This window comes from Specibacter sp. NPDC078692 (assembly GCF_040686835.1).
Taxonomy (GTDB): Bacteria; Actinomycetota; Actinomycetes; order Actinomycetales; family Micrococcaceae; genus Specibacter.
Window position 1 is genome coordinate 15,649 of sequence record NZ_JBFBLV010000015.1, and the last position, 21,219, is coordinate 36,867.

Here is a 21,219-nt window from a genome sequence, read left to right on the forward strand (position 1 = left end):
TAGAAAACCATTAAGGACAGAATTGATGAGTGGATTGTTTGACTTGACCGGCCGGGTGGCCCTGGTGACTGGTTCAAGCCGCGGAATTGGCAACGCCTTGGCGCGTGGACTGGCTCAGGCCGGGGCAACCGTGGTGCTTCACGGAATTGATCCGACGCGTCTGGCAGCAGCCGAGGCCGTCATGGCCGCGGATTTTGCCGAGGGGCAGATTCGCTCCGTCGCCTTCGATGTGACTGACGGTGTGGCGGCCGCGGAAGGCATTGCCTGGGTGGAGGAGAATGTGGGGCCGCTGGAGATCCTGGTCAACAACGCCGGAATTCAGCACCGGGTTCCGTTGCTTGAGCTAGATGTGAAGGACTGGGATCGGGTCATCAGCACCGACCTGACCAGCGCCTTCCTCGTGGGCCGCGAAGCTGCCCGCGGCATGCTGGCACGCGGACACGGAAAGATCATCAACATTTGCTCGGTGCAGACAGATCTGGCCCGCCCCACCATCGCTGCCTACACCGCGGCCAAGGGTGGACTGCGAAACCTGACCCGTGCCATGACGGCAGAATGGGCCAGCGGTGGCCTGCAGATCAATGGCATCGCGCCCGGATACATTCACACCGAGATGACGCAAAACCTGGTCGATGACGAGACGTTCAACTCCTGGATCCTGGGCCGCACCCCGGCCAACAGATGGGGCACCGTGGAAGACCTGGTGGGGCCGGCCGTCTGGTTGTCCTCCGATGCCTCCAACTTTGTCAACGGCCAGACCATCTTCATCGATGGCGGCATGACGGTGGTGGTCTAAATGGCGAACGAACAACTCCCGCTTCCCGTGACAGCTGCGGCCGTCGTGGCTCACGGCAAGGACGATCTGCGGATTGACCAGGTGACGTTGGGTGAACCGCGTGCCGACGAGGCCGTCATTGAAATTGCCTACGGCGGCATCTGCGGCTCTGATCTGCACTACTGGCTGCACGGAGCTGCCGGGGAATCCATTTTGAAGGACCCCATGGTGCTGGGCCACGAGGTGGTTGGCGTCGTGGCCCGTGCGGCCGCGGATGGCACCGGACCTGGCGTAGGAACCCCCGTCGCCGTGCATCCGGCCACCCCGGCCCCGGGTGCGGCGAGGTACCCGGCTGATCGGCCCAACCTTTCCCCGGGTTGCACCTATCTGGGGAGCGCTGCACGCCATCCGCACACCGATGGTGCGTTCCTGCGCTACGCGAACTTGCCTACTCGCATGCTGCGGGTGCTGCCGGATTCCTTGCCCTTGCGCTTGGCAGCCTTGATCGAACCGGCCAGCGTGGCCTGGCATGCCGTCTCTCGGGCCGGTGACGTGCGTGGAAAATCGGCGCTCGTAGTGGGCTGTGGCCCCATTGGAACCCTCGCAATTGCCGTTCTCAAGCGCGCTGGGGCTAGCCATATCACTGCTGTCGATATGCATCAGAGGCCGTTGGACATTGCTGCGGCCGTGGGCGCTGATGTGTTGCTGCTGGCACCGGATGCCGAGAGAATTGCCGCAATCGAGGCCGATGTGGTGATTGAATCCTCCGGAAACCATTTTGGTTTGGGAACGGCCATCAATGGCGCAACGCGCGGTGGTCGAGTTGTCATGGTGGGCTTGCTCCCATCCGGTGCGCAACCGGTTGCCATCTCACTGGCGATCACGCGCGAGCTTGAGCTCCTGGGGTCATTCCGCTTCAATGAGGAAATTGCCGAGGTGATTGCCGCTTTGGCTGACGGTTCCCTTTTTGTGGAACCCGTGATTACGCATGAATTCGCACTCAGCGACGCCTTGGCTGCATTTGATATGGCTAAGAACTCGGCTCAGTCGGGGAAAGTTCTGCTCAACTTCGCCGATTGAGTCTGAATTTTGGCATCCGATTGCCAGCTTGCCCATGTGGCTTGCGTAATGTTACGTATCCAAATCATGGAATGAGGTGGGGAACTGGACCCATTACCGATAAGCTGTAGGAAACTATTCAATTCACCCTGGAGGTAGTATGTCTGAACTAACTGGCACTGCACAGATCGGTGTTACAGGTCTGGCCGTTATGGGCGCCAACCTGGCACGCAACTTGGCTCGCAACGGATACACCGTTGCGCTGCACAACCGCTCGGTCGCCAAGACTGACGCACTGCTCGAAGCCCACGGCAGCGAAGGCGAATTCGTTCGCACGGAGACCTTGGCCGAACTCGTTGACTCCCTCGAAAAGCCGCGCCGCGTGCTCATCATGGTCAAGGCTGGCGGCCCCGTTGACTCCGTCATCGATCAGCTCGTTCCGCTCATGGAAGCTGGCGACATCATCATCGATGGCGGCAACTCGCACTACCAGGACACTCGCCGCCGCGAAGCCGCACTGGCCGAGAAGGACCTCCACTTTGTAGGCGTTGGCGTTTCCGGTGGTGAGGAAGGTGCTCTTCTGGGCCCATCCATCATGCCCGGTGGTTCCAAGGAATCCTACGATGCTCTTGGCCCGCTGCTGGAAAAGATTTCCGCGAAGGTTGATGGCCAGCCGTGCTGCGCTTGGATCGGCACCGATGGCGCCGGCCACTTCGTCAAGATGGTTCACAACGGCATCGAATATGCCGACATGCAGGTTATTGGTGAAGCTTTCGACCTCCTGCGTAGCGCCGCTGGCATCGAGCCGGCCGAGCAGGCAGAGATCTTCGGCAAGTGGAACGAAGGCCAGCTGGCCTCCTTCCTGATCGAAATCACCGCTGAAGTTTTGGGCCACGTTGACGCCAAGACCGGCAAGCCGTTGGTTGACGTCATCGTTGACTCCGCAGGTCAGAAGGGCACGGGCCGCTGGACGGTTCAGTCCGGCCTGGACTTGGGTTCGCCCATCTCCGCCATCGCCGAGTCTGTTTTTGCTCGCGGTCTCTCCTCACAGCGTGATCAGCGTGCCATCGGCCAGGAAGTTCTGGCCGGCCACGAGGTTGCTGTTGAACTGGGCGCCGACTTCGTTGAAGACGTACGCCAGGCACTCTACGCTTCCAAGCTCATCAGCTACGCACAGGGCATCGACATGCTCACCAGCGCAGCTACCGAGTACAACTGGGATCTGAAGCTGGATGAGATTGCTTCGCTGTGGCGTGGTGGTTGCATCATCCGTGCCGAGCTCCTCAAGGACATCACCAAGGCTTACGCTGCTGATGAGAAGCCGGCCAACCTGTTGTTCGCTCCGGCGTTCCAGGCAGAAATCGCCGAAGTCCTCCCGGCTTGGCGTCGCGTGGTTGCAACCGCCGTTCAGCTGGGTATTCCGGTTCCGGTGTTCTCCTCCTCGCTGGCTTACTACGACGGCCTGCGCCGCCCGCGCCTGCCCGCCGCACTGACCCAGGGCCTGCGCGACCTCTTCGGCGCCCACACGTACAGCCGTGTTGACGTTGAAGGTACCTTCCACACCCAGTGGAGTGGCGACAAGTCCGAGATCGAAGCAGTCGACACACACTAGTCCCCACCCGCTCCCAAGTTGAAGACGCTGGCGCGTCTTTAACTTGGGGCCCTCGCGGGCGTGGGCCCATTGGTTCGGGGGTTCTTTGAGCCTGTGGGCCCATCTGGCTGAGAACGACGGCGGCCGGTGACCTTCCCTAGGAAGGTCACCGGCCGCCGTCGAACTTTAAAACGAAGTTAGATCCACATAGCAGGGTCAATGTACTCGGCAGGATCTACAGCCGGGGCCATTTCCTTGCGGGCGTCGCGATGCCGAATGGTGGCAGGGATGCCGGTCAAGATTGAAGCGGCTGGCGCGTCCTTGACCACGACGGAGTTGGCGCCCACGGCAGAGTCGTCGCCGATGTTGATAGGGCCCAAGACCTTGGCACCGGCACCAATGGTGACCCGGTTGCCGATAGTGGGGTGGCGCTTGGTTTTCTCCAAGGAGCGCCCGCCCAAGGTGACACCGTGGTAGATCATGACGTCGTCGCCAATTTCACTGGTTTCACCAATGACCACACCCATACCGTGGTCGATAAAGAAACGCCGGCCGATCGTGGCGCCGGGATGGATCTCAATACCGGTGAGGGAGCGGGTGATCTGCGAGAGGAGCCGTGCGGGGAAACGCAGGGCAGGAACGGCCCACATTTTGTGTGTCAGCCGATGCACCCAGATGGCGTGCAGGCCGGAATAGACAAACAAGTTCTCCATGGAGCCTCGGGCCGCCGGGTCATGTGACCGGGCCGATTCGAGGTCTTCACGCATTCTGCCGAAAAATCCCACAGACTTCTTTCAGTTTATCGCCGTCACCATGTGAGGGCGGAGCTTGCATGTATTTGGGGCCACAGACCAGAAGACCCGCATTACCGACATAGCGTCAGTAATGCGGGAAAAATTCCGGCTAACCACAATGTGGACACTTGGGTCCACAATTTGGGCCTACAGCCCGGGCCCAATGTTCCGGCGCGCCAGCGGCAGAACAAAAGAACATCGGGAGACGTTAGGAGGCTAGCCCCGGATGTCGTCGTAGAGCACCGTGGAAATGTAGCGTTCGCCGAAGTCGGGGACCACGGCGACAATGAGCTTACCGGCGTTTTCTTCACGCTTGGCGAGCTCGATGGCAGCCCATACTGCGGCACCGGCGGAGATGCCGCCGAGGATGCCTTCCTGATTGCCCAGTGCGCGGGAGAAAGCCACGGAATCTTCCAGTGTGGCGTCCAAAACCTCGTCGTAGATGTCCTGGTCCAGGATTTCGGGGATGAAGTTGGCGCCCAAGCCCTGGATCTTGTGCGGGCCGGGTGCGCCACCGTTGAGGATTGCTGAATCGATGGGCTCAACAGCCACAACCTTCAGGCCCGGCTTGCGGGACTTCAGGTACTGGCCTGCGCCGGTGATGGTGCCGCCGGTGCCGATGCCGGCAACGAGGATGTCTACGGCGCCGTCGGTGTCTTCCCAAATTTCCACACCGGTGGTGGTGCGGTGGATGTCAGAGTTGGCCTGGTTGGCGAACTGCTGGGCCCAGATGGCGTTCTCGGTGGTGGCGACGATTTCCTTCGCCTTTTCCACAGCGCCGCGCATGCCCTCAGAACCCGGTGTCAGGACGATCTCGGCCCCGTAGGCGCGCAGCATGACGCGACGCTCAGTGGACATGGTCTCCGGCATGGTCAAAATGACCTTGTAGCCGCGTGCGGCGCCGACCATCGCCAAGGCGATTCCGGTGTTGCCGGAGGTGCCTTCAACAATGGTTCCGCCGGGCGTGAGTTCGCCGGAGGCTTCGGCGGCGTCGACAATGGCGACACCGATCCGGTCCTTGACGCTGTTGGCCGGGTTGTAGAATTCCAGCTTCACAGCGACCGTGGCGGCAAGGCCCTCGGTCAGGCGGTTCAGGCGCACCAACGGTGTGCCGCCAACCAGCTGGGTGACATTGTCATAAATACGTGCCATGTGTGGTCCTTAATCAGTCTGTGAAGCGGGGGAGTGCGTGAGTTCGATGCAAGAAACTCGACGCTGTGCTTAGTCGTCAGCGTATCGAGTACCTTAGTTTGGTTCTAGGCGGTGAGCCACTTCGCGTAATGTTTTCTAACTTTCGCAATTTTTGGGTTGATAATGACCTGGCAATATCCAACCTCGGGCCGCTGAGCGTAAAAGTCCTGATGGTAGTGCTCGGCCTCATAGATCACACCGAGTCGGCTGACTTCGGTGACGATCGGGTGCGAGAACAGCGGCTGGTTACGCTCAATCGCAGCCCGGAACTCCGCCTCCTCGGTCTCATCGCGGTAGTACATGACCGAGCGGTACTGAGTGCCGACGTCGTATCCCTGGCGGTTCAAGGTGGTGGGGTCATGCTGGATAAAGAACATGTCCAAAATGACGTCCGCCGGGATGATGGTCTCGTCAAAAGTGACGGAGACAATCTCGGCGTGGCCGGTCATTCCTGTGCAAATTTGTTCATAACTCGGGTTGGGAATGGCGCCGCCGGTATAGCCGGACACCACAGATTCCACGCCGCGGGTCATCTGATATACGGCATCGAGGCACCAAAAGCAGCCGCCGCCCAATACAAAAGTCTTCATGGTTATTTATAAGTCATTAATGGCTCTCAAGATTCCCGGGCGGCGCTGATGTGTGCTGCAGCTCCTGCCCGACAGTAAGGTAGAAGTATGAGCAAGGAACCAACTTTTCCCACGTCCGACGCCGGAAGTGATGCAGGTGCCCACGTCGCCGACATTCCGGAACAGCCGGTAGTTGGCGCAGACGCCGCTTTTTCAGGCGCGGAATCCTCTGGTGAAGATGGCTTCGCTGATCAGGCTGGCGATGGCACTGGCATGGACGGCACTGGCATCATCGGTGACGATGAGGGTGGCACGGACGTACTGGAATCGGAAGAAGACGTAACGGACGATTCTTTCGTCACTGAACGCGTCACTGAACTCCTCACTGTGCCCGAGCCTGGAGTAGAGGCGGATTCGGAACTCAACGCTGAGCCTGTGAATCCTTTACAGAGCCCTGTCCTTTCCGATGTCCTCCTGGCGGCAGAAGAACTGTGGCCGGAATCGCTCGCCGAGGACTGGGACCGTGTGGGCTTGGTGGTGGGGCGCCTCGAAGCCAGAGTGGACCGGATCATGTTTGCTGTGGACCCCACGCTTGAGGTCATTGAAGAAGCGCTGGAGTGGGGAGCGCAACTCCTCATCACCCACCACCCGTTATTGCTCAAGGGTGTTAATTCAGTGGCCGCCACCACCGGGAAGGGTCGGGCCATCCATAGCCTGATTGAGGGCGGCTGCGCTCTGTTGACGGTGCACACCAACGGCGACAGTGCCGTGGGCGGTGTCTCTGATGTCCTGGCCGACATCCTGAAACTCGACGACGTTCTGCCGCTCATGCCGGCACCCAATGGATTGGCTGAAGAGGGGATTGGCCGGGTGGGTTTCCTGCCGACTCCAGAAAAGCTCGGTGACCTTGCCGCTAAGGTGTTCTTGACCCTGCCCGCCGTGGCCGGGGGCGTGCGCGTCTCAGGGGACAAAGACGCACTCGTTCGCAAGGTTGCTGTTTGCGGTGGCGCCGGGGACAGCCTCTTTGATGCGGTGCGAGCCAGTGATGCGGAGGTGTTTGTCACCGCAGACCTGCGCCACCACCCAGCTTCTGAAGCCCGCGAGGCACGGCTTGATGGACGTCCATACCTGATTGATCTTTCACACTTTGCCAGCGAATGGTTGTGGCTACCTAACGCCATGGTGGCTCTTGGCAATGTACTCGGTGACCAGGGGTTTGCCGCGGAACTAGCACTAAGCCAGACCAACACGGACCCCTGGGACTTTATTCTGACTCCCGGGAACTAGGCTCTTACCAAGAACAATCACAGCACTTGATGCAGCAGGAGGAGTTACATGGCTAAGGCAGCACCGGCCGAACAAATGCGTTTGCTGGAGGTCCAGGTATTGGATGGCAAATTGCGGGCACTAGATGTCCAGGCGAAGGCTTTGAAGGAAGACCCCAGACTTCCGGACCTGCACGCGGGCGTCACCGTGGCCAAGAGCGATCTGGTGGTCTTAGACACGGCCGTCAGCGACTGCCAGCGGGCCCTGACCAAGTCTGAAGATGATGTGGCCGCCGTGGTGGCCCGGATTGAGCGCGACGAAGCCAAGTTGAACAGTGGCACCGGCCTGTCCAAGGACCTCATGGCGTTGCAGAGTGAAGTCGAGTCGCTGACACGGCGTCGCAGTGAGCTTGAGGATACTGAGCTCGAAGCCATGGAAGCCTTTGAGGAAGCCACCGCTAAGGCTCAGGCCGAGCGGGATCTGGTGACCCAGATGCAGAGCGTCCTCGACGAGGTTCTGGATGAGGTGCGCAGCAAGCTAGGCGGCCTCAAGATGGAACGCGATGCCATCCTGGCAGAACGTGCCGAGCTGGCAGCTACCTTTGACCCGGCGCTCATGGCCATCTACAACCGTTCGCTGGCCAAATACGGTGTGGGCGCAGCGCGTTTGTTCCATGGGAAGTCTGAAGGCTCCGGCATGCACATTAGCGCCGGTGACTTGGCTGAGATCAAGAAGGCTAGCCCCGACACCATCGTGATGTGCCCGGATTCCGGTGCCATCTTGGTCCGCTCGGAGGAATGGAGCTAACTAGCTCCTCAGGTGCGGGCGCTCAGGAGCGAGCGCTGCGACAGCAACTAAAAGCTGCGGCCGGTCCGGCATATGCCAGGACCGGCCGCAGCTTTTCGCGCTACTAGTTCAGAATCAGTCGGTCAGGATGATATTCAAGGTATGGGCCTTGCGCGCCGTCCCTGGAACAAGCTCCACCACCCACTTTTCCGCGGCTGCCTTCGCCAGCTGAGCGGGTGTCTCTGGCGCCTTGCCGCGACGGGTCAGCAAATGCCGGGACAGTTCTCCACGAGTATGTTTGGCGAAGTGCGAGACTACTTTACGGACGCCGTCGCGCTCGGTGAAGACGTTAACCGCCACGGTGTGGGCCGGATCCGGAACCCAAGCGGCTGCATACGTGCTGGAACGGCAATCGACCATCAAATGCCCCTCCGTGTGGCTGTTGATGGCTTCGGCGAGTTTAGGCTTCCAATAACTGGCCAGCTTGCCTAGGCCAGGCAGACCTACCGACATGGACAGCCTGTACGCCGGAATTCTGTCGGCAAAGCCCACTGCACCCCACAGCCCCGAGACAACCACGACGGCGGCGTCGGCCTTGCGCTGTTGCGTTGCGCTCATGTTCTGATATCCCAGAGCGTCGAACAGCACGCCCGTGTAGATGCTGTGGGCTGGTGCGGCAGGCTCGTGGGCCAACCGGGTATTTCGGCTGACTTCATGCACCAAGGTGGCACCCACGCCCAGCTGTTTCAGCGCGTCGTCTTGACCCGAAACGGTGGCCAAGGCTTCGGCAACTTCCTGTCGGGCGGCGTTGAGCTCAGGAAAACTCAGCTCGGCCAGATCAACGGGAGCGCCGGCGTCGGGCGGGGTCTTACCTTCAGAGGGGGGAAGCAAAATTAGCACCGTTCGAGCTTATCGGTTCGGTGGGCCCGACATTTCCGCTCCGCCCTTTGCTCGCCTTTGCTCGAAATGTGAGTAGATGACAATCCTGGACATCAGCATTGTCATCTACTCACCCTTCGCGGGGCAGAAGCGGGCGAAGTCTAGACCGGTCTAGTGAGAGCGCTCACTGAACTCGCCGGTAATATGTGCCTCCTGAGACACTGGGGGTGGCTTAAACCAAGGGTGTTTTAAGCTAGAAGAGGGTAACTACAGTGGTGCAAGAACTCGTGGCTAACAACTCCGACGCCGTCCTGGATTCCTGGATCGGACGCGAGACCATGGCCGAGGCCATGATCCCGCTCATCGGCAAGCTCTACCGGGAAAACAATGTCCTAACCAACATTCACGGCCGTTCATTGATCAACCAATCGGTGATCAGTCTCTTGAAGGCTCACCGCTTTGCCCGTCAGATTGACGAGGTTGAACTGCCCCTGGAGGAGACCCTGCCACTGCTGCGTGCCCTAGTGACTTTGCAACTGGGCGCCGCTTCACTGGATCTGGCCCGACTCAACGCCTGCTTCAAAGCCTCCGGACAAGCCGATCTCGAAGCCTTCCTGCGTACCGAATTGGCCGACATCGTTGACCGATTCGGCGCCGACGAACGCACCAGCACCGACGTTGTCCTGTACGGCTTTGGCCGCATCGGCCGCCTCCTGGCCCGCATCCTCATTGAACACTCCGGCGGTGGCCACGGCCTGCGACTGCGCGCCATTGTGGTCCGCAACGGTGGCGACATGGACCTGACCAAACGTGCCAGCCTGCTGCGCCGCGACTCCGTCCACGGCCCGTTCAACGGCACCATCACGGTTGACCACGAGAACAACATCATCCAAGCCAACGGTACCGCCATCCAGGTCATTTACTCGGACAGTCCGGCCACCATTGACTACACCAGCTTCGGCATCAACAACGCCCTGATCGTGGACAACACGGGCCGCTGGCGCGATGAGGAAGGCCTGTCCCAGCATCTTAAGAGCACGGGTGTGGCACGGGTACTGCTCACCGCTCCGGGCAAGGGCACGCTGAAGAACGTGGTGCACGGCATCAACCATGGCACCATCACCGCCGAAGACAAGATCGTCACCGCCGCTTCTTGCACCACCAACGCCATCACCCCGGTGCTGAAGGTTCTCAACGACAAGTACGGCATTGTGCACGGGCATGTGGAGACGGTTCACTCGTTCACCAATGACCAGAACCTGACGGACAACTTCCACAAGGGAGATCGCCGTGGCCGCTCGGCAGCCCTGAACATGGTGCTGACCGAAACCGGCGCCGCCAAGGCAGTAGCCAAGGCCCTGCCCGAACTCGAGGGCAAGCTGACCGGTAACTCCATCCGCGTCCCCACCCCCAACGTCTCCATGGCGATCCTGAACCTGACACTGGAGAACGCCACCACCCAGGACGAGGTCAACACCTACCTGCGCGAGATTTCGCTGCACTCGGGCCTGCGCAAGCAGATCGACTACATCGATTCTCCCGAGGTGGTCTCCAGCGACTTCGTGGGCTCGCGCCGCGCCGGTATTGTCGATGGCCTGGCCACCATCAGCACCAACAAAAACCTGGTCCTCTACGTCTGGTACGACAACGAGTTCGGCTACAGCTGCCAGGTAGTGCGCGTCATGGAGGAAATGGCCGGGGTCCACCCACGCGCATTCCCCACACTTGATGCGTCGGCCGAGCTGGCCACAGCGCAGGCCTAGCCTCGGCACCCAAAGCAGGCTCCGGCGTCGAACATTAATGTCCGACGCCGGAGCCTTAGCTTTTGTACCGAGCGCCACCTTCGCTCCGCTCGCTCGGGGCCGCTCGCCCTGTACACTTGATAACTGGATAGGGCAGCTAGGCAACCGCGCGTCACGCAAGTGGCTCGAGGAACGTCCGGGCTCCACAGGACAGGGTGGTGGGTAACGCCCACTCGGGGTAACCCGCAGGACAGTGCCGCAGAGAATAGACCGCCCGCACGGCTTCGGCTGGAGCGGGTAAGGGTGAAACGGTGGTGTAAGAGACCACCAGTTCCCTAGGTGACTAGGGAAGCTAGGTAAACCCCACCCGGAGCAAGGCCAGACAGGGCATGTTTGAGGGCTGTTCGCCCGAGTGCCTGGGTAGGCTGCTAGAGGGCGTCGGCAACGGCGTTCGTAGATGGATGGTTGCCTCTCCGCCACGGGTAACTGTGACGGATGACAAAACCCGGCGTAACGGCTGCCCTATCCAACACACATCACCTTTATGGAAAATGCCGCAGTTTGACGTTGATGCCAGGGTTTGAGCTATGGCATTTGCGTCAAACGGTGGCATTCTTGGGTCTCGAAGACTTTTGGGTCTCGAACGCCTGTGGATAACCGGGCGCACGTTTGCCCGCCAGTCCCTAGACTTAAGCCCATTGCGATTCACCGTTTCTTAGAACACCCAACAGGTGGATCAGAACCCACGGTGGGTCAGGGGCGGGGTGGTTGATGTCACGGCATGCGCAACAGCTCCCTGTGCGCCCGCTACCCCCAGCGCGTCCGCCCCTCACAGCCGCTGCTGTGCTTTTTGTTCTCGTTGCGGTGATCCTTCTTGGCTGGCTCCATACCTCCGGCCGTTGGCCATTTACGCCCGACGCCGGTCCGCCGCCTGCCGTGGGCATCTCACCTCCGGGTTTGGGACAGCCGGTGGCCGTGGTGGGCCCAGGAACTGCGCTGGCGTTGTTGGAAACGCTTGTGGTGAAGGGTAAGGCGCCCCGTAGTGACTACCAGCGCAGTGCGTTCGGTGAGGCGTGGCTGGATGCCGATGCTAACGGCTGCGACACCCGCAACGACATCTTGCGCAGGGACATGCAGGGCCTCACTTTCACGGACGGTTCCCTGTGCTTGGTAGCTTCCGGAACACTGCAAGAGCCCTACACGGGGCATGGGGTTTCTTTTCAACGTGGCAAGGACAGTAGCGGGGCGGTGCAGATCGACCACGTGGTGGCACTCGGCAACACCTGGCAGACAGGAGCCGCGGCGCTGACGCCCATCCAGCGGCAGAGTCTGGCCAACGATCCGCTAAATTTGCTGGCCGTTGACGGTCAGGCGAATCAAGACAAGTCCGACGGCGACGCCGCGACGTGGCTGCCGCCGTCCAAAAAGTTTCGGTGCCATTATGTGGCCCGCCAGATTTCCGTCAAGGCCGCCTACCGGCTGTGGGTCACCCCTGCCGAGAAGTCCGCCATGGTGCGTGTTTTGGGCCTGTGCCCGAAACAGCAAAGCCTGCCCTCTGGCTACCTCCCGTAGGGGAGGAGGCGTGAGGGCAGGCTCAGGGCCGGAGTGATCCGGGGTTGCTACATCGTGGTGCCGATTTCGCTCAGCGGCAGGTCCGGGTGGTTCTTTTCCACGCGGCGCATGGCCCAAATGTCATTGAACAGAGCCAGGAATTCGCCGTCACTGCGCTCCAGTACCTCAGCGCCGTGGACATTGGCCAACACGGCTGTTGCCTCCGGCGTCGTCAATCTCGCGAGCGAATAGCTGAGGCGTTCCAGACGCATGGGGGCGTTGAAGTCGTGGTGCATGCGGTCTTCGACCACCTCGAACTGCATGGGTCCGACGGCGGCCAGCACCGGTGCTTGATCACCACGCAGATCCGAGCGCAGCACCTGGATGACGCCTTCGTGTTCGAGCTGTTCGATGCCGCGGCGGAACTGCTTGTACTTGCTGGGGTCTTTGGACCGCGCTACCTGGAAGTGCTCGGGTGCGAACAGCGGGATGGCCGGGTATTCCACGGGTTCCTCGACAAATAAGGAATCGCCAACGCGCAGCGCCGAAGCGTTGACGAGGCCCACCACGTCGCCAGGGAAAGCCGTATCGATGACTTCGCGGTCGCGGCCAAAGACCTGCTGCGCATACTTGGTGGCGAAGGACTTGCCGGTGCGGGTCTGGGTGACCACCATGCCGCGCTCAAACATGCCTGAGCACACGCGCACAAAGGCCACGTGGTCGCGGTGGGCCTGGTTCATGCCGGCCTGGACCTTGAACACAAAGCCGGAGAACGGGGCGTCAATGGCGCGGTCGCTGCCATCAACATCGGGTCGGGGTGCGGCCGGCGGCGCGAAGTCCACCAGGGTGTCCAGAATCTGCTTGACACCAAAGTTCAGCGCCGCCGAGGAGAACAGCAGGGGGGTGGCCTTGCCGGCGTAGAACGCTTCCAAATCTAGGGGTTTGTCCTCGTCGATGACCAGGGACGCCTCGTCGATGGAATCGCTCCACGCAACACCTTCAGACGCGGCAGCTTCCTCGGGGGTCATGATTTCGGTCAGGGCGATCTGGGCGCCGGAGCTGTTACGGGCAAACTTCGCGAACTCATTGCGGCGAACATCCCACACGCCACGGAAATCACCGGCGATGCCAATGGCCCACGTCAACGGCATGGGGGTCAGGCCCGTGCGCTCGGTGATCTCATCCATCAGTTCCAACGGGTCAAGTCCCGGGCGGTCCCACTTGTTGATCACGGTGATGATGGGCAGGTTGCGCTGACGGCACACCTCGAACAACTTCATGGTCTGTGTTTCCAGGCCCTTACCGGCATCCACGAGCATGACGGCGCAGTCCACAGCCGCCAGCACGCGGTACGTATCTTCGGAGAAGTCGGCGTGGCCGGGGGTGTCGAGCAAGTTGATGACGGTGTCGCGGTAGGAGAACTGCAGCGCAGCCGAGCTGATCGAGATGCCGCGGTCCTTTTCCATCTGCTGCCAGTCAGAAACCGTGTCCTTACGGTTGGACTTGCCGTTCGTGGCACCGGCCGTACCGATCACTTTGGCGTGCAGCGCCAGCGCTTCGGTCAGCGTGGACTTACCGGCATCGGGGTGGGAGATGACGGCGAACGTTCGCCGGCGCTCGGCCTGGCCGGAAATTTCGGTGGCACGGGCGGGGGACTGGGCCGGAGAGGACACAAGACTACTTTCTAGCGGTGAAGAATTTGTGCAAGCAAGATAAAAGGTAAAGAGGGCGCAACTACCTAGTTTACCGCAGCCCGCGGCTCCCTTTGGTGGTGCGCACGACGGCGGCTTCCCTGGCTTGGGTGCGTGGGCTCAGCGTGGGCTAGTCACAGCTCAGGCGATGCTCAAGTGCGCGCTTTTCATGGAGGGTGAGGCTGCCAAAGCCCAGCTGCCAAGCACCTCCGCCATCGATGCGGTTAAGGACAATTTGTTGCAACGCCGTCGTCCGGGGGAGGGAAGTGAGGTTCTCCATGCTGCGGGTGCGGAAGGTGAAGTACACGGCGTCGGTGGGCTCGGTGCGCGGTTCGCCATAGGGAGTGAAGAGGGCAGCAAAGGTGGCGATGTTGGAGGCAGGGGCCAAGTGGGATGACAGGTATGGATCCAGTAGCCAGGACTCGCAATTGGCGGTCCGGACGGGTTTTTCGGGGAAGTGTTTGGCAAAGAAAGGGGCCGCTAATGACAAGCTGTGGGCCACCGCGTCTGCAGGCAGGCCGCCGTCCTCGGGAATATGAATGCCTAGAATCCACTCATCGGAGCCAACGCCGGGGATCTGTGCTGCGGGCTGGTGGATGAGATATTGCAGACGGCCCAGCTGGTAGATGCGGCCGGCGAAAACATGGTTGAGCCACTTGTAGGTGTCCATGCCGAAGCGCTGGTGGACGCGGCGGTTGATGGCCATGTTGCGGCCGAAGTCAGCCAGCGTTTCCCGGGAGGTGGTCTCGGGAATACCGCGTTCGCTATGCCAGGCCACGATTTCGGGCACAAAGTGGAGCATGGCAGTGAGCCAGTCGAGCTCCGTGATGGGTGCCTCGGGGCTGCTCAACTCAGGAAGTGAGTCATCGGAGCTGCCCAGGCGCGCTGCCAAATGAGCCAGCACGGCTTCCACCGCCGGCGTCACTGGATTCTGCAGCAGCGCCAAAGCCTCGGCCCGATCCTCCGGAGCAATGTTCAGGTACTCAAGTGTTTGGTCTGGGCTCATGGCAGTGCGCAAGGTCATAAGCCCAGCTTAGCGACCATAGTGGGGACCCGGCCGGCCTTGCTGGATCCGCCTAGTTTGCTCCTGCGCGTGGTTAAACCTTAACGGCGCGCCACTCCAGGAGTGGCGCGCCGTTAAGACGTAACCGAACGCAGCTTCAGACTGCAGGGTTCAGCACAGCACAGATCAGGACTGCTTGGCAGCCTTGGGCTTCTTATCGAACAGGGTTTCAGCCTGCTCCAGTGACATTCCGTTGGTCTCCGGGATCTTGAACATCACGAAGAAGAAGGACGCCACGGCGAACAGGGCGTACATGCCATAGGTGAGCGGCAAGGAAGCGGCGGCCATGGACGGGAAGGTCAAGGTGATGGCGAAGTTGGCAATCCACTGGGCGGCAGCAGCCAAACCGAGAGCGCGGGCGCGGATCCGAGAGGGGAAGATTTCGCCCAACAAGACCCAAACCAGCGGTCCCCAGGAAGCGCCAAAGCTGACAACGAACACGTTGGCTGCAACCAGGGCAACGGGGCCCCAGGTGCCGGAGAGCGAGACATCAGAGCCGGTACCGGTGGCAGTGGAGAAGGCCAATGCCATGGTGCCCAGAGACAGTGCCATACCCACTGAACCGATCAGCAGGATGGGCCGGCGGCCAACTTTATCCACCAAGGCAATGGCTACCAAGGTGACCAGGATGTTCACAATGGCAGTCACCACGGAAATGGTCAGCGAGTCCTTCTCCTCGAAGCCCACGGCCTTCCACAAGGTGGTGGAGTAGTAGAAGATCACGTTGATGCCCACGAACTGCTGCAACATGGACAAGATGATGCCGATCCAGACCACGGGCATCAGGCCAAAGCGCTTGCCGCGCAGCGTACCTTGGCGTGCGGCCATTTTATCGGCGTGGACAGCGTCCAGGATTTCGCGGATGCTGATTTCAGCGTCCTCGTTCGGTGCGATGGTCTTGAAGACCTTGGCGGCTTCTTCTTCCTTACCGTGGAGGACCAGGAAGCGTGGGGACTCCGGCAGCACCATGGCAATGACGAAGTAGACCACGGCCGGCACGGCGGCGGCAAGGAACATCCAGCGCCACGCCGGCAAACCAAACCACAGCTCCTGAGCAGCGCCTCCGGCAGCATTGGCGAACAATGCATCGGAGAGCAGGGCAGCAAAGATACCGATCGTGATGGCCAGCTGTTGCAGCGATGCCAAACGGCCGCGGTGCTTGGCTGGGGAAATTTCAGAAATGTAGGCCGGCGCAATCACGGAGGCCAGGCCAATGCCCAAACCGCCAATGAGGCGCCAGAAGATCAGGTCGTAGACGCTGAAAGCAAAGCCAGTGCCCAAGGCGCTGACCAGGAACAGGATGCCACCAATTTTCATGGCGGGAATGCGGCCCTTGGCATCGGCGATGCGGCCGGCGAGGTAGGCGCCTACGGCACAACCCAAAAGTGCGACGGCGACAGCGAACCCGGTGAGGGCATCGCCAAGAATGAAGTGATCTTGCATGGCGTCAACGGCTCCGTTGACTACCGATGAATCAAAGCCAAAGAGGAATCCTCCCACCGCACCGGCGATGGCCAGCCCCGCAACTTTTCTAGGTATCCCCGTTGCTGGCTGTTTTTGCATAGTTGTCCCGGACATGGTTCCCCTTTGAAGCCGCCTCGCTCATTAGCGTGGCCCATTTGAAAAAAGTGCTTAGTAATTCCAAATGGTAAAACTACTCCTAGTGGGGCGTTTCTAGCCGTCTTAATCGCTGATTAGAGCCGTGAGATATGACTCATGGGAGCTGTGCCACAGTAAGGGGGCGGCTGCACTGGGGAAGAAAGCGCGTGGATGGGCCCACAATTCCGAGGGGCCCCGGCCGAGGAACGAGGTTGGGGAGGAATTGGGGATTAGTGGCCGAAGGGGTCCGGGTCAACGCCGGGCATCCAGGTTAGCCCCGGAACGCCCCAACCATTGTTCTTGGCGGCCCGTTTGGACTTTTTGGAATAGCGGGCGTTGAGCCGGTCCACATAGAGTTTGCCGTCGAGGTGGTCGTATTCGTGCTGCATGCAGCGAGCAAACCAGCCAGTGGCTTCAAAGTCGAGGGGGTTGCCGTCTACATCGAAGCCACGTACTCGAACCCACTCGGCGCGTTTGAGTGGATAGTCGATGCCGGGAACGGAGAGGCAACCTTCCACCTCGTCGTCCACGCTGGGCGGGTTGCCGGAGATCTTGCCCACGGTGAGTGTGGGGTTCACAACAACGCCCCGGGCGGGAACGTCGTCGTCGTTCTCCATTTGGTAGGTGAAGAGGCGTAAACCCACACCAATTTGCGGGGCCGCCAGGCCCACGCCATGGGCGGCATCCATGGTCTCGTACATGTCGGCGACAAGGGCCTTGAGGTCTGCGTCGAAGGCCTGGACCTCATCGGCGCGGCGGTGGAGCACGGGCTCACCCAAAATGGTCACGGGGCGGATGGTCATGACGGATTCCTTTTCAGGCTCGAAAACGTTTTTCAAGTTTTAGCGCACTCAGGCAATGAAAAACACCCCGATCAAATGACCGGGGTGTCTTCGTGATTCTCAGCGAACCACATAAGGGGTGAGATACGGGGGTTGAACCCGCGACCTCCTGGACCACAACCAGGCGCTCTGCCAACTGAGCTAATCCCACCATGTCCGCCGCAGTCTCTTGGAGCATCTTGCGATGTCCGCCTTGCTTGTGGCAACGACAAATAGTCTACCCGAAATAAAAGGGGGTCAAGACCAAAGCTGTCCCTTTTGCAGTATTTGTGATGCAAGTCGCAGCACGGCCGTGGCGGAGGGGCGAAAAGACGCGGAATTTATCCCGAGAATTGTGCCGAAATCTTCTTGGCCGTTTTGGTATCGGGGCCCGGAGCCGGCACGAATACCGCCTCGCGGTAGTACTTGAGCTCGTTGATGCTGTCGATGATGTCCCCCAGTGCCCGGTGGTTTCCGGTTTTAGCGGGCGACTGGAAGTAGGCGCGCGGGAACCAGCGGCGTGAGAGCTCCTTGATGGTGGAGACATCAACCACCCGGTAATGCAGGTGTTCCACCAGTTCGGGCATGTCACGGGCGAGGAACACCTTGTCTGTTCCGATGGAGTTCCCAGCCAAGGGAGCCTTGTTGGCCACGGGGACATGTTCGCGAATGTAGGCCAAAACCTGCGCCTGCGCGTCCTGCATGGTGGTGCCACCGGCCAGTTCGTCGAGCAGTTTTGAGGTGGTGTGCATGTTGCGCACAAAGTCGCCCATCTGCGCCAGAGCCTCGTCACTGGGCTTGATGACCACATCAACGCCCTCGCCCAGAATGTTCAATTCGGAGTCTGTGACAAGTGCCGCAACCTCGATCAGGGCGTCATTGACGGCATCCAAGCCGGTCATCTCACAATCAATCCACACAATGCGTTCATTAGTTATAGCCACCCGTCCAATGTACCGCGAACCCGGCTCCTGCCGCCCCGTGCGCTAAAATTGGGGCTTCGGGGTTGCTGTACCGCCGACATGATATGAAACTACTTTTTGATGGCCGGAGGCGTGGGATGAAGTCGGCACCGTCTGCCGCTGCCCCTGCGGGTACTACCGTTCAAGGGCCTTGGTTCGCGTGGTTGCAGTTACTACAAGGGTTTATTGGCTCCTTGATGATCTTGGCCGGTTCTGTGGGTGTGGGTTGGATTGCCAATGGCTCACCCATGATCCGGAATCAGCTGGTGATAGACATGCGCACGGAAGGCGTAGGGGTCATCACCTCCACCATTCTTTTGACGTTGGGCGCCATTATTCTCCTGCGCTCCTGGCTGCGGCTGGGACAGCGGCTTCGTGCATGGCGCCCTGGGTCGCTGCACACCGTGGTCACGGCAGTGTTGCTCTGGGGTGCTCCGCTGTTCGCCGCCGTGCCCATCTTCTCCCGTGACGTGTACGCCTACACTGGCCAAGGCCGGCTCATGGCAGCGGGCCAGAACCCATACACCACCGGAATCTCGGCACTGAGCAACTGGTTTATGCTCGGCACTGACCCCTCCTGGGCTGAGAATCGGACCCCCTATGGGCCCGTGTTTTTGTGGCTGAGCCGCGGCGTGGTGGCCTTGACCGGTGGGCAACCGGACGCCTCGGTGCTGTTGTTTCGGGCACTTGCGTGTGTGGGTGTGGCGCTGTGTGTCATCTATGTTCCCAAACTGGCCGCCCTGCATGGTGTTGATGGTGCCAGGGCCCTGTGGATCTCTGTGGCGAATCCCTTGTTCCTTATCTCGTTCGTGGCCAGCGCCCACAATGACGCGTTGATGGTGGGTCTGGCCGTGGCCGGCACCTACTTTGCGGCAACACGGCGGGGTGTGCTGGGTGTGTTGTTGGTGACGCTGTCCATTGCGATCAAGCCCATTACGATTGTGCTGCTGCCGTTCATCGGCCTGCTGTGGGCTGGGCACAAGGCCGGCTGGGGGAGGCGCTTCCTGTTCTGGGCAGGGACAGGAACTCTGAGCCTGCTTATTCTGTGGCTCCTAGGCCTGCCGGGAAACTTGGGCTTCGGCTGGACCTGGGCTCTGTTGGATTCAACTCCTGGCTACACCGGATACTCACCCTCAGGCTTTGGTGGCCAAATGGTAGGGGCGCTCAGCAACGCGTTGGGACTGGACGGGGCGGCCCTTGAAAATGGGTTCCGGACGCTGCTGACAGTTCTCAGTGTGGGCCTGGCTGTGTGGTTCATGTTCCGAGGGAACCCGCAACATGTGGTGCGTCGAATGGCGTTGGCGTTTGCCGCCGTCGTGCTGTTGGCGCCCATCATCCAGCCCTGGTACATCCTGTGGTTCCTGCCCTTCTTGGCGGTGACGGGCATCCGCAACAACTGGCAGATCAAGATCTGCTACGTAGTGATTGCCTTCTTCGTGGGGTTTGGGGCGCAAGACCAGTTGTTTGTGTGGGGCTTTGTGGAGCTGCCGGTGGGCACAGCATCGCTGTCCATGGCAGTGGCCTTGGCCGGTGTGCTCTACCTGCTGGTGGTGGATGTGTATACGCGCAAGCTGCTGTTTAGCCGTGAGGCTGCCCTCAGCACTGAGAGTGTTGAGGGCACTGCGAACTAAGCCGGCGCTAGTTGACGGCTGGCTTTGCGGGGACAGCTGCGGGCCGTGTCGCGGTGCGGCCCAGTTCCACGGTGCGGCGTACAGCCCAGACCAGCAGTGTCACCAGCAGCACGTTGCGGCTGGTGAGAACGGCCGCCATGATCGGGTTCGCGTGGATCAGCGGGGTATAGAACAACGGGTAAATGATGAAGGTCGTGAAAGCGATGCCCATCAGGAGTGTGGCGGGAATTTTCCACCGATCCCAGTGGTGCACCAGACCGGCGACTACCACTGGCAGCAGCCAGATGATGAACTGCGGGGAACCGACTTTGTTGAAGACAATGAAAGCTGTGACCATCAGCAACGAGCCTTCAAGGAGCAGCTCTTGGCGTTCGGCGCCGCGGCGCAGAGCCCACACCATCAGTAGCGCCCCAGCCAGTGCAGCGACAATGAGCAGCGGCTGCATCAGGAACGCGGCCACTTCGGCGCCCGGACCATAAACCTCGGTGGAGTTGATAGCCACGTTGTCGGCAATTTTGGACCCGCCAATGTTGAACACGCTGAGCCAGACCCACGGCGTAGAGAACGTGGCCTCCAACTGCATGCCACGGTCACCTTGGTTAATGGCAAAGTCCAAGAGGTGCGAGCCCGCGCCGGTCAATACTGCAAAGGCGGCAACGACTGCGCTCACAGCCACACCTGTGAGGAAAATCTGGACTCGTTTGGCGCTGGCAATCAGCAAGGGCGCAATGACTGCCGCCGGCCAGACCTTGATCCAGGTGGCAACTGAGAGCAGCAATGCGGCCACCAGGGGACGTTCCGCCGCGTAGAGCAGCGCAATCAGCACCAACGAGGTGGTGATGCCTTCCACCCGGGCAAAACTGAGAAAGCCCATGAACATGGTGAAGAAGAGCCAAAACCAAGCCGGTGCGATGCCGCTGACAGAGCGTTTGCCGCGGGTTAAGAAAACAAGACCCAGAGCATTGAGGGCAATGATGATCAGCGTCCAGCCCAGCAGATAGAGCGTGGGACCAAAGACATTGGCGGCAAAAATTGGTAGTTGAGCCAGCAGGGGGTACACCCAGGGGCTGATCGTATCGCCCAACGAGGAAGGGTTGTAGCCCAACAGCGCCCACTGCCGGTACTGCTCGGTGTCGCTGAACGTGTCCCCGTGGACAAAGAAGCTGAACATCCACGCCAAGAAAAATGCGTGCACGGCGGCAAATCCCCACCAGACGCTAGCTGGCGTCCGGAACCAGGCAATCACCGG

The 21,219-nt window shown here is 60.5% G+C and carries 18 protein-coding genes, 1 tRNA gene and 1 other RNA gene; 9 read left to right on the forward strand and 11 right to left on the reverse strand.

Annotated elements, in window-relative coordinates:
- Positions 1–25 precede the first annotated feature (25 nt).
- The 3 genes from AB0O97_RS11615 (at position 26) to gndA (ending at position 3,446) form a co-directional block, all read left to right on the forward strand.
- Positions 26–796: an SDR family oxidoreductase gene (locus AB0O97_RS11615; protein ID WP_363882674.1), complete on the forward strand. Its 771-nt coding sequence runs from the start codon at positions 26–28 to the stop codon at positions 794–796.
- Positions 797–1,855 carry an L-idonate 5-dehydrogenase gene (locus AB0O97_RS11620; RefSeq protein ID WP_363882676.1) on the forward strand — a complete coding sequence of 353 codons (1,059 nt, stop codon included), beginning with the start codon at positions 797–799 and terminating at the stop codon, positions 1,853–1,855.
- 139 nt (positions 1,856–1,994) lie between these two features.
- Positions 1,995–3,446 (forward strand): NADP-dependent phosphogluconate dehydrogenase, encoded by a 1,452-nt coding sequence (gene gndA / locus AB0O97_RS11625; RefSeq protein ID WP_363840379.1) that lies wholly within the window; start codon positions 1,995–1,997, stop codon positions 3,444–3,446.
- 176 nt (positions 3,447–3,622) lie between these two features.
- Here gndA and epsC read toward each other — a convergent pair whose 3' ends face one another.
- From epsC to msrA, 3 genes are all read right to left on the reverse strand, one after another.
- The gene (gene epsC / locus AB0O97_RS11630; RefSeq protein WP_363840375.1) at positions 3,623–4,210 is read right to left on the reverse strand and encodes a serine O-acetyltransferase EpsC; all 588 of its coding nucleotides are present in this window, start codon (positions 4,208–4,210) and stop codon (positions 3,623–3,625) included.
- 225 nt (positions 4,211–4,435) lie between these two features.
- Complete coding sequence (gene cysK, locus AB0O97_RS11635) at positions 4,436–5,371, reverse strand: cysteine synthase A (RefSeq protein WP_363840372.1); 936 nt, start codon at positions 5,369–5,371, stop codon at positions 4,436–4,438.
- A 104-nt stretch (positions 5,372–5,475) separates the two neighbouring features.
- Entirely contained in the window at positions 5,476–6,000 is a 525-nt protein-coding gene (msrA, locus tag AB0O97_RS11640; RefSeq protein ID WP_363882679.1) for a peptide-methionine (S)-S-oxide reductase MsrA, read from the reverse strand.
- Positions 6,001–6,414: 414 nt separating this feature from the next.
- On the opposite strand from msrA, the gene AB0O97_RS11645 reads away from it, so the two are divergent.
- Both AB0O97_RS11645 and AB0O97_RS11650 read left to right on the forward strand, forming a co-directional pair.
- On the forward strand, positions 6,415–7,266 hold the full coding sequence (locus tag AB0O97_RS11645) for a Nif3-like dinuclear metal center hexameric protein (RefSeq protein WP_363882812.1): 852 nt from the start codon (positions 6,415–6,417) through the stop codon (positions 7,264–7,266).
- 48 nt (positions 7,267–7,314) lie between these two features.
- Positions 7,315–8,052 (forward strand): DNA-binding protein, encoded by a 738-nt coding sequence (locus AB0O97_RS11650; protein WP_363840367.1) that lies wholly within the window; start codon positions 7,315–7,317, stop codon positions 8,050–8,052.
- A gap of 114 nt (positions 8,053–8,166) precedes the next feature.
- On the opposite strand, the gene AB0O97_RS11655 is transcribed toward AB0O97_RS11650, so the two are convergent.
- Positions 8,167–8,931 (reverse strand): peroxide stress protein YaaA, encoded by a 765-nt coding sequence (locus AB0O97_RS11655; protein ID WP_363882681.1) that lies wholly within the window; start codon positions 8,929–8,931, stop codon positions 8,167–8,169.
- A gap of 266 nt (positions 8,932–9,197) precedes the next feature.
- Here AB0O97_RS11655 and AB0O97_RS11660 point away from each other — a divergent pair, with 266 nt between their 5' ends.
- The 3 genes from AB0O97_RS11660 (at position 9,198) to AB0O97_RS11670 (ending at position 12,224) form a co-directional block, all read left to right on the forward strand.
- On the forward strand, positions 9,198–10,673 hold the full coding sequence (locus AB0O97_RS11660) for a glyceraldehyde-3-phosphate dehydrogenase (protein ID WP_363882815.1): 1,476 nt from the start codon (positions 9,198–9,200) through the stop codon (positions 10,671–10,673).
- Positions 10,674–10,801: 128 nt separating this feature from the next.
- Positions 10,802–11,181, forward strand: an RNA gene (gene rnpB, locus AB0O97_RS11665) — RNase P RNA component class A.
- 314 nt (positions 11,182–11,495) lie between these two features.
- Positions 11,496–12,224, forward strand: a complete 729-nt coding sequence (locus tag AB0O97_RS11670; RefSeq protein ID WP_363840358.1) for an HNH endonuclease family protein — start codon at positions 11,496–11,498, stop codon at positions 12,222–12,224.
- 47 nt (positions 12,225–12,271) lie between these two features.
- Here AB0O97_RS11670 and AB0O97_RS11675 read toward each other — a convergent pair whose 3' ends face one another.
- The 6 genes from AB0O97_RS11675 to orn all read right to left on the reverse strand — a co-directional run bounded on the left by AB0O97_RS11675 (position 12,272) and on the right by orn (position 18,321).
- Complete coding sequence (locus tag AB0O97_RS11675; protein WP_363882684.1) at positions 12,272–13,876, reverse strand: peptide chain release factor 3; 1,605 nt, start codon at positions 13,874–13,876, stop codon at positions 12,272–12,274.
- Between the two features lie 148 nt (positions 13,877–14,024).
- Positions 14,025–14,918 carry an acyltransferase domain-containing protein gene (locus AB0O97_RS11680; RefSeq protein ID WP_363882687.1) on the reverse strand — a complete coding sequence of 298 codons (894 nt, stop codon included), beginning with the start codon at positions 14,916–14,918 and terminating at the stop codon, positions 14,025–14,027.
- A gap of 165 nt (positions 14,919–15,083) precedes the next feature.
- Positions 15,084–16,535 carry a sugar porter family MFS transporter gene (locus AB0O97_RS11685; protein WP_363882690.1) on the reverse strand — a complete coding sequence of 484 codons (1,452 nt, stop codon included), beginning with the start codon at positions 16,533–16,535 and terminating at the stop codon, positions 15,084–15,086.
- A gap of 251 nt (positions 16,536–16,786) precedes the next feature.
- Positions 16,787–17,359 (reverse strand): peptide deformylase, encoded by a 573-nt coding sequence (gene def, locus AB0O97_RS11690; RefSeq protein WP_363882693.1) that lies wholly within the window; start codon positions 17,357–17,359, stop codon positions 16,787–16,789.
- A gap of 117 nt (positions 17,360–17,476) precedes the next feature.
- Positions 17,477–17,549: transfer RNA gene (locus AB0O97_RS11695), tRNA-His, on the reverse strand.
- 169 nt (positions 17,550–17,718) lie between these two features.
- A complete protein-coding gene (gene orn, locus AB0O97_RS11700) occupies positions 17,719–18,321 on the reverse strand; it encodes an oligoribonuclease (protein ID WP_363882695.1) in 603 nt (200 codons plus the stop codon).
- 116 nt (positions 18,322–18,437) lie between these two features.
- Here orn and mptB point away from each other — a divergent pair, with 116 nt between their 5' ends.
- Positions 18,438–19,970 carry a polyprenol phosphomannose-dependent alpha 1,6 mannosyltransferase MptB gene (mptB, locus tag AB0O97_RS11705; protein ID WP_363882698.1) on the forward strand — a complete coding sequence of 511 codons (1,533 nt, stop codon included), beginning with the start codon at positions 18,438–18,440 and terminating at the stop codon, positions 19,968–19,970.
- Between the two features lie 7 nt (positions 19,971–19,977).
- Here mptB and AB0O97_RS11710 read toward each other — a convergent pair whose 3' ends face one another.
- Positions 19,978–21,216 (reverse strand): hypothetical protein, encoded by a 1,239-nt coding sequence (locus AB0O97_RS11710; protein WP_363882818.1) that lies wholly within the window; start codon positions 21,214–21,216, stop codon positions 19,978–19,980.
- Between the last annotated feature and the right edge of the window lie 3 nt (positions 21,217–21,219).